8 protein-coding genes are annotated in these 8,277 nt (G+C 46.9%); all 8 read right to left on the bottom strand.

Going from position 1 to position 8,277, the window contains the following annotated elements; genetic code table 11:
* Positions 1-810: 810 nt before the first annotated feature.
* Positions 811-1,710, bottom strand: a complete 900-nt coding sequence (moaCB, locus tag F824_RS0123385; RefSeq protein ID WP_019600371.1) for a bifunctional molybdenum cofactor biosynthesis protein MoaC/MoaB — start codon at positions 1,708-1,710, stop codon at positions 811-813.
* Between the two features lie 301 nt (positions 1,711-2,011).
* Positions 2,012-2,446, bottom strand: a complete 435-nt coding sequence (locus tag F824_RS0123380) for a molybdenum cofactor biosynthesis protein MoaE (protein WP_019600370.1) — start codon at positions 2,444-2,446, stop codon at positions 2,012-2,014.
* A complete protein-coding gene (locus F824_RS0123375; protein WP_019600369.1) occupies positions 2,443-3,561 on the bottom strand; it encodes a HesA/MoeB/ThiF family protein in 1,119 nt (372 codons plus the stop codon). Before F824_RS0123375 ends, F824_RS0123380 begins: the two co-directional genes overlap by 4 nt.
* Positions 3,562-3,593: 32 nt before the next feature.
* Positions 3,594-4,181 (bottom strand): molybdenum cofactor guanylyltransferase, encoded by a 588-nt coding sequence (locus F824_RS0123370; RefSeq protein ID WP_161629759.1) that lies wholly within the window; start codon positions 4,179-4,181, stop codon positions 3,594-3,596.
* Between the two features lie 71 nt (positions 4,182-4,252).
* A complete protein-coding gene (moaA, locus tag F824_RS0123365) occupies positions 4,253-5,233 on the bottom strand; it encodes a GTP 3',8-cyclase MoaA (protein WP_026333889.1) in 981 nt (326 codons plus the stop codon).
* Between the two features lie 113 nt (positions 5,234-5,346).
* Complete coding sequence (locus tag F824_RS0123360; RefSeq protein WP_019600366.1) at positions 5,347-6,024, bottom strand: response regulator; 678 nt, start codon at positions 6,022-6,024, stop codon at positions 5,347-5,349.
* Positions 6,025-6,047: 23 nt separating this feature from the next.
* Positions 6,048-7,862, bottom strand: a complete 1,815-nt coding sequence (locus F824_RS0123355; RefSeq protein ID WP_019600365.1) for a sensor histidine kinase — start codon at positions 7,860-7,862, stop codon at positions 6,048-6,050.
* A 213-nt stretch (positions 7,863-8,075) separates the two neighbouring features.
* Positions 8,076-8,277 (bottom strand): hypothetical protein (locus tag F824_RS27880; protein WP_033405641.1); only part of this gene is annotated, 202 nt, incomplete at its 5' end.

Here is an 8,277-nt window from a genome sequence, read left to right as displayed (position 1 = left end):
AATTGACTCCTTTTTGCCATTCGATCAAACCGTTTTTTTTTTATTTGCGCACTTGGTCTTTTTTTCAAGATTACCGGGATTTTTGGTCGTACCTATGGCACTTTGACCCATATAGGGTGTTCGGTATTACCCACAATGAATTGTGGGCTTAAGAGTTGACCCAAGCCTACGGCTTTTCTAGAGACGGTATCGTTTTTTAAATCACGTAGCGATGCCAGAATCCTAAACCGGGGATTTTAATCCCCGGAATTATAAACACAGTCATTTTTCTTTGGCTAAAGAAATGGATTGAATCCCGAAGGGTTTTCGCCAAAGCTGAGGATATATGCCTTTATGCTAATGCGTAAATTGACTCCTTTTTTGCCATTCGGTCAAACCGTTGTATTTATATGCGCAATTGGTCATTTTTTGAGATCATCGATGTTTTGGTCATGCCGATGGCACTTTGAGCCATATAGAGTGTTCGGTATTACCCACAATGAATTGTGGGCTTAAGAGTTGACCCAAGCCTACGGCTTTTCTAGAGACGGTATCGTTTTTTAAATCGCGTAGCGATGCCAGAATCCTAAACCGGGGATTTTAATCCCCGGAATTATAAACACAGTAATTTTTCTTTGGCTAAGGGAAAGGATTGAATCCCGAAGGGTTTTCGCCAAGGCTGGGGATTTATGCTTTGGTGATTGGACTTTCTGGGTGAATCTTATTCGAAATCAACTCCTGCTGCTGGAATTCGCTGGCTTGGGACGCAAAAAAGCCAGTGAATCCTACGATTTACTGGCTTTTGGTGTTTTACATGAAATTGGATCCTGCCTATAGTTTGACGCTTTTGAAAATATGCAATACCGCTGGAAAAAGCGCATCCATGGATTCCTCGGCACCTCTGGAGGATCCCGGAAGTACCAGCACCAGGCTGTCCCCGATCATGCCGGCTAAGGTCCTTGAAATCATCGCATAGGGAGTTCGCGCCAATCCATAAGCCCTGATCGCCTGCTCGATTCCCGGCACTTCCTTTTCCAAAATCGGCTTGATGATCTCCGGAATCCTGTCTTTCTTCGTCAAGCCCGTTCCTCCACTGAGAATGACGATGTCACATCCGTTTTCAATCTCTTCCAGGACTTTGGCTTGTACCTTTTGTTCGTCGTCTGCCATCAAATGGTAATCGGCAATGGCAAGTCCGGCGCTTTCGAGTTTTTTCTTGATGGTCTGGCCAGCCAGGTCTTCCTTTTTCCCGCTGACAACCGGTTCGGAACAGACCAAAACGGCAGCATTCAATTGGCGATCGAAGGTTTCCCGGAAGTCGGATTTCCCTCCGCTTTTTTGGAGCAATTTGATTTGGTGGATCTCGATGCCTTTGTCGATCGGCTTGAGCATGTCGTAGGCCGTCAGGGCCACGACGGAAGCCGCATGCATGGCTTCCACTTCCACGCCTGTTTTGTAAATGGTGTGGACCTCCACCTGGATGTGGATCTCCAAGCCTTGGATTTCAAAGCGTACGGCTGTGAACTCAATCGGCAAGGGATGGCAATCCGGAATCATATCTGCGGTCCGTTTGGCGGCAAAGAGTCCGGCAGTCTTGGCCATCTCAAAAACGTCTCCCTTGGCAACTTGTTTGTTCACGACTGCGTCGATCGTGGCTTGGGAACTCACCCTGACGGTGGCTTGGGCGATGGCTTTTCTAAGGGTGCTGGATTTATGGGTAATGTTGATCATGTGTCTTTTTTTTTTCTGAAGCGGGACGATCCCTTGGATCCTGCCTCTTGCTTCCTGGTATTGATATGTAGAAACGGTGTCGCTGTTGTTGGCGAGCTGAACAATGGCATGGCTTGCCTTTCAACCCATTTTATGCATTACGAACTCAATTCAACAGTATAATTAACTGATGTTCAATTAGCTGTTGATTGTTTTTGACTTCACACTTTTGGTGTCAGGAATTAGTCTCCCAATAGTCTGATTTTCCTGCAGTTTCGACCCCACTTGGAAACCTACCGCATATTTCGGGTTCAAGAGACTTTCAGCGGTTGACTTTCCACTGATGGCTGTCGTCCTGCAGGATTTCCTTTCCCCAGACGGGCAAATCCTGTTTGATTCTTTCCACGATCTCGGCACAACCCTCGATTGCATTCTTCCGATGCCTGGAGGCTGCAATCACAAAGAGGCAGATCTCCCCTGCTTTCACCGCCCCTAAACTATGGACAATTTCCAAACCCTGCAATTCAAATTTCCCCCGGCAGTCTTCGCTGATCTTGGCCGCAACTTCCTGCGCCATTTCGGTGTAGGTGCTGTATTCGATGGCCAGGACATCTTTGTCATCCAACACATCCTTTCTTACCTGGCCCAAAAAAATACTGTGGGCGCCAATCTGGGTCTGCTGGCTGAAGGACGCAATGCTTTCCACGATCAAGGCCTGGGAAATAGGGCCGTCTACGAATGTCAGTGTTGTGCTCATACTTCTTGGCTTTTTTGATAGGCGATCAGATTGTTGATACCACCTTTGAGGTTGTAGAGCGAGGCGTCTTCCAGGTTTTGGAGGATCAGTTGGCCTGCCTGCGCACTTCTGGTTCCGGATTGGCAAAAGACCAGGATTTTCTTGTTTTCCCGCAATTCCTCCATCCTGTCCAGGAGGCTTCCCAGAGGGATGGAAAAATAGGGATAGCCCACCAATTTCGGCATTTCATGGCTTTCCCTGACATCCAGGAGTCTGTATTCCTCGTTTTCGGCAAAGAACCTGTCTAGGTCTTCCGGAGCCAATTCTTTCAGCCCGGGCACTTCGCAGACGATTTCATAATCCATCAGCGACAATTCCTCCAAGGTTTTGGGCGAAAATTCAGCCGCTTTCGGATTCGCGGACAAGTCCATCGTATAGGTGGCACTGGTCAGGGAATTGAAAGTCATCAGGCGATTGCACAAGGGACTGCCGATGCGGGTGATGATTTTGAGGGTTTCATTGGCCATAAATCCACCGATGATCCCGGGCAAAATCCCGATCACGCCTGCCTCGGCACAGTTCAGGACTCCCTCGGTCTCGGATGGATCGGGGAACAAATCCCGGTAATTTGTTTTTTGGCCTGATTCGTCGGGAAGATTGAACACGGCCACTTGGCCTTCAAAGCGGTAGATCGATCCATAGACGAGGGGTTTTCCGAGCAGGACGCAAGCGTCATTGGCCAGGTATCTTGTGGGAAAATTATCCGAACCGTCCAGCACGATGTCATATCCGGCGATGATCTCCTCCGCATTTAGTGCCGTCAGCCGTGTTTCGATTGCAACAATCTTGACCTGACTGTTCTGAACGGCAAGTTTTTTGGCAGCCACCATGACTTTGGGTTGGCCCAGATCCTCCTCGGAATAGAGTACCTGCCGGTGAAGATTGGTCAATTCGACCGTGTCAAAATCCACTATCCCGATGGTACCCACCCCTGCCGCAACCAAATACAGCAATGCCGGGCAACCCAATCCACCCGCCCCGATGACCAAAACCCGGGCATCGGAAAGCAATTGCTGGGTCGATTCCCCGAATCCCGGAAGAATCATTTGCCGTGTATATCTTTCAAAATCCTTCATGTGTTTCTCTTCTTGTTTAGGCTCTCGCCCAATTATTTCTCCGTTTGCATGCGCACCAAATCTTCCGGTGTATTGATGTTGGAGAAAGTCTTTTCATGATCAATTCCCAGCACATCCAGTTCTAAAGTAAAGCTTTTTAATTCTTGAATCAAAACCATCATTTTCAATTGGTTGTGCTCAATATTTTTTCTGATTTCCTCCCTGAATATTTTTGGATAAATCCCAAATAGCGGCTGGCTTTTGCCCCCGATTCCAGCCAAGGTGATTTCCCCATCTTTGGCCTTTGCCAATACATATTCGATCGCTTGTGAACGGATGAAAGGCATGTCGCAAGCCACAAAAAAATTCATTTCAAAGGGGCTGTCACACAATCCCGTGTAGATTCCGCCCATCGGGCCCTTGTTGGCAATCAGATCAGGGATGATCCTAAGTCCTAAGCGAAGATATTCGGGATTGTTGGAGACAAGGGTGACTTCTGAAAAAATCGATTGGAGGACTTCGATGCCATGTTGGAGCATGGGTTTGCCTTGAAGGTTCACGAGGCCCTTGTCGGCTCCCATTCTGGAACTTTTCCCTCCAGCGAGCATGTAGACGCCGATATCACTCCTTTTCGTGGTCATTTTGAATCCTTTATTGGCAAATTGACAGCGGCCCTGCATGCATTTGTTTCCATTGTGATGGGGGAAATCAATTATCCTCCGATCCGGATCATGCTCCTGTTCTCGATATCTCCGGCGGCCGTGTTTTGATAAGTTCCCTCGAATTGGCCGCCCATGACGGCATGCTTCATCAAAAGGCTTTTTCGGATCACGGGAACGATATTTTCCTTTCTTCTCAGTGTCGCCAGGATGTCCAACTCGTCTTTTCCGAAGAGGCAGTTCTTCATTTTCCCATCCGCAGTCAAGCGCATCCGGTTGCAATCTCCACAAAAGGGTTCACTCATCGTGGTGATAAAGGCAAAGGTGCCTGCATGGCCGATGGCTTTGAATTTTTTGGCGGTTGCATGTTTTTCATCCACCAGCTTGACATAGTCCAGCTCATTTTCCACGGTTGCCAGGAGTTCCTTGGCCGTGATGACCTGGTCTTTCTCCCATTGGTTTCCCGTGAAGGGCATAAATTCGATAAAACGCACATGTAAAGAAAGCGTTCGGGTCAACTCGATAAAGTCCTTCACCTCCATGTCGTTGACCCCTTTCATAGCCACCACATTGATTTTGACCGAGAATCCTTCCCTGATCAAAAGATGGATGTTGTCCATGACTTTTTCCAACTGATCCCTTTTGGTCAATTGGAAGAATTTGTCTTTTTGGAGGGTGTCCAAACTCACGTTCAGGGAGCGGATGCCTGCTTTTTTGAAGAGGGGAATGTGTTTGTCGACGAAAACGCCATTGGTCGTCAGCGTCAATTCTATGGGCAATTCGGAAAGTCGGGCGATGATGTCCTCCACTCCCTTTCTCACCAGCGGCTCACCACCGGTAAGCCTGATCTTTCTGACTCCCAATGCCACGAACTCCTTGGCGATGGTTTCGATCTCCTCGGGCTGCATCAGGTGCTTGTTCGGCATGGTGAACATGTCCTCGTCGGGCATGCAGTACACACAACGGAAATTGCAGGCATCCGTGAGAGAAATCCTCAGGTAATCGTGTATCCTGTTGTGGCTGTCTGTGAGCATGTCTTTCTTTTTTTTACAATCATATCTCTATGATTAATATATATTTACATAACTCCAATTGAAGTGAAGTTGTCATTTTATCAATGGATTGATCCCCGCTTAAATGCGTCCTTTCAGGATTCAAGGGATTGATGCAAAGCGGACTCTTCCTCCACTTTTTTGAGCAATTCGACCACATTGTTCACCTTAAGTTTCTTCATGATATTGAACCGATGCGTCTCGATGGTCCGGATGCTTTTGTTCAACTGTTCGGAGATCTCCTTGTTGCCTACTCCGGCGGTGATCAACTTGAGGATTTCCTTTTCCCTTTTGGTCAGGTCGTAATTGTTTTCGGTCACTTTGGCAAACGAAGGCTTCGCGCTTTTTACGTTGAGGTAGGAATTGACCAACACGTTGCTGATATCCCCGCTGAAATATTTGCCTCCCTGATAGACAGTTCGGATGGCCTTGATAAATTCCTCCTTGCTTGTGTCCTTCAGGAGATATCCGGAAGCGCCGCAGTCCACCGATTGGAGAATATACTCCTCGTCGTTGTGCATGGATAAGATCAGCGCCTTGGTTTTGGTGGAATGCTCCATGAGTTTTTTGGTGGCATCCAATCCGTTCATCACGGGCATGCGGATGTCAATGATCAAGATGTCCGGCTGCAATTTTTCGACTACTTCCAAGGCCTCCTGACCGTTGGAGGCTTCTCCGATTACTTTGATCTCCCCTTCATTTTCGAGCAGCATTTTGATGCCGTTTCTGACTACCACATGATCATCTGCCAATACAACCTTAATCTCCTGCATTTTATTCTCTTTTTTTGGGTTTATTACGATTCCAAGGGCAAATCCACATTGACCGAAGTGCCTTGGTTCAAGCCTGTTTCGAGGCTGAACTGGCCATTGATCAGGTTTACCCTTTCCTTGATATTAAAAATCCCATGTCCTGAGGCGTTAAAATACCCATTTTCTTTGAGTTTTTTATAATCAAATCCTTTTCCGTCATCCCGAATTTCCAAATGGAGGTATTTGGCATTGTGCGAAAGGAGTATCCGGATTTCGGAAGCCTCCGAATATTTGATGGCATTGTTGACCGCTTCCTGTACTATTCTGTAAAGGTTATTTTCGATTTTGGGTTCCAATCTGGAGATGAAACCCGTCTGATTTTCAAAAACCACCGGGATTTTGGAGATTTTGGTCATCTCCTCGCTGAATTTGTTCAGCACCGGCACGATTCCATAATCGGAAAGCGCCACAGGGGTAAGGTTGAATGAGATTCTCCTGACCTCTTTGATGACATCCTTGAGGAGCTCTTTGGAAAGTTCGAGTCTTTTCCTTTCGGGAATGGATTTGACGGCATAAATCCCATCGAGACTGTATTTCAGCGCTGTCAGATACTGCCCAACTCCATCGTGCATGTCTCTGGAAATCCTCCTCCTCTCCTCTTCCTGGCCTTCCAAAATAAGTACGGATCGGTATTGCTGCTCTTTCAGTTTTTTATCCAAGCGCTCCTTATTGATTTCCTGGGAACGGGCCTGGGCCTCCTTGACTTCGGTTTCATCCACGCTGATGATCATGAAGGAAGCTACGGATTGGTTTTCACCAAAGACGGGAACCAAGTGGATTTTTAGCCAAACAAAATCCCCATTCCCGTTTGTGACTTTGATATCCCCTTTCCAAGTGATTCCTTGGTTCAAAAGCTTCAGGATTTTGTCCAGGTATTTGGAAGAATATCCCTGTTGCTCCAGCCATGCAAAAAAATTGTTGGGCCTGTCCTTGTCAAATTCCATCACCTGACAAAATTTGTCTGAAAAGTGGGTGAATTCTCCCAAGGTATCGCATTTGCCAAAGACGGTAAAATCCTCAATCTCCACTTCCACTTCTGCCAGGTCCTGGTAGGATTGTTCCAATGATTCGTAGAGAGAACTGATCTCCAAGGCCATTTTCCGTGCCTTGGACTCACTGTCCCGGAGCTGCTGGAAGGTTTTCTTGACCATGGCGGCCGATGGCCAAAAAATAAAACGCACTTCGATAAAGATCAGCAATAGGGCAAAAAGCAACAGTCCGAATTCTATCCGTTTCAAGCTGGAAACCTTGGACTGGGCTTCTGCATCGTATTGAAAGACAATTTTGTCCATTCCGTCCAAAAAATGGCTTTCATTGGAAAGAATCCTCTCTACACTTGACTTCAAGTCAATATCGCTTTCGGGTAAATTGGATTGTCGGATCAACTCCTCCGCCCCGAGCACAATTTCCTGAAAGTGAGGCTCAATGACGCGGAACATTTCCTGGATTGGCTTGCTGTTGTCGCCCTGCAATCCCAGTTTAGGGTTCCCGAATTGAAGTCCATGGTGCGCCAATTTCCATTCACCCAAACCAATCTTGAGTTCCTTTAGATATTGGCCACGTTGCACGCTGTCCAAAGCGGAGGCACCAAGCAGGACCGCTGATTTGCTGATGCGCTGGCTCAGCATCCTTTGCCTCCCCGAAAGATTGACCTCGATGGAATCATCCTCCTGCTGGGAAATGTAGAACTGCAAAAATACCTGGCTGAGAATAATGGTAGTGGCAATGGCGGTCAGCGCAAGGATGTACCGCAAACCCAACCCTTCAAATTTTTTGATGCCAATTTCCTCTTTTCCCATAGTCAATACGCAAAATCAAGCTGTTAAATTTACGTATTATCACTTAATGATTGTCAAACAATACGTATAAAATTAAAATTGTAAGAAGGGGAATCCCCATTCCCAAATTTGGGTATCCATAATTTATATAGAGAGAAATGCGGAATAAAACAGGCTCCCTCCCTATTTTTTGAGGGTTATTGCAGGATTTTTTTTACCTGTATCTCCACAACATTAGCCGTACATGCCAAAACTCAATAGACCCTCACCAAAAATCTCAAATGGCCCCATCTTCCGTCCTCCGTCTTCGGTCCCCCGTCTCCCGTCTTCGGTCCTCCGTCTTGATAGTGCCTGAAATACGCTGACCGTTAAACCGTGATAAATTTTAACCAAATCAGTAGAAAGATGGCGAATAGAAATCAGTTTAAGATGAGCA

The sequence above is a fragment of the Rhodonellum psychrophilum GCM71 = DSM 17998 genome, from assembly GCF_000381545.1.
In the GTDB taxonomy this organism is placed as follows: domain Bacteria; phylum Bacteroidota; class Bacteroidia; order Cytophagales; family Cyclobacteriaceae; genus Rhodonellum; species Rhodonellum psychrophilum.
The sequence above is the reverse complement of the archived record's forward strand: the minus strand, read 5'-3'. Positions and strand labels throughout refer to the sequence as shown.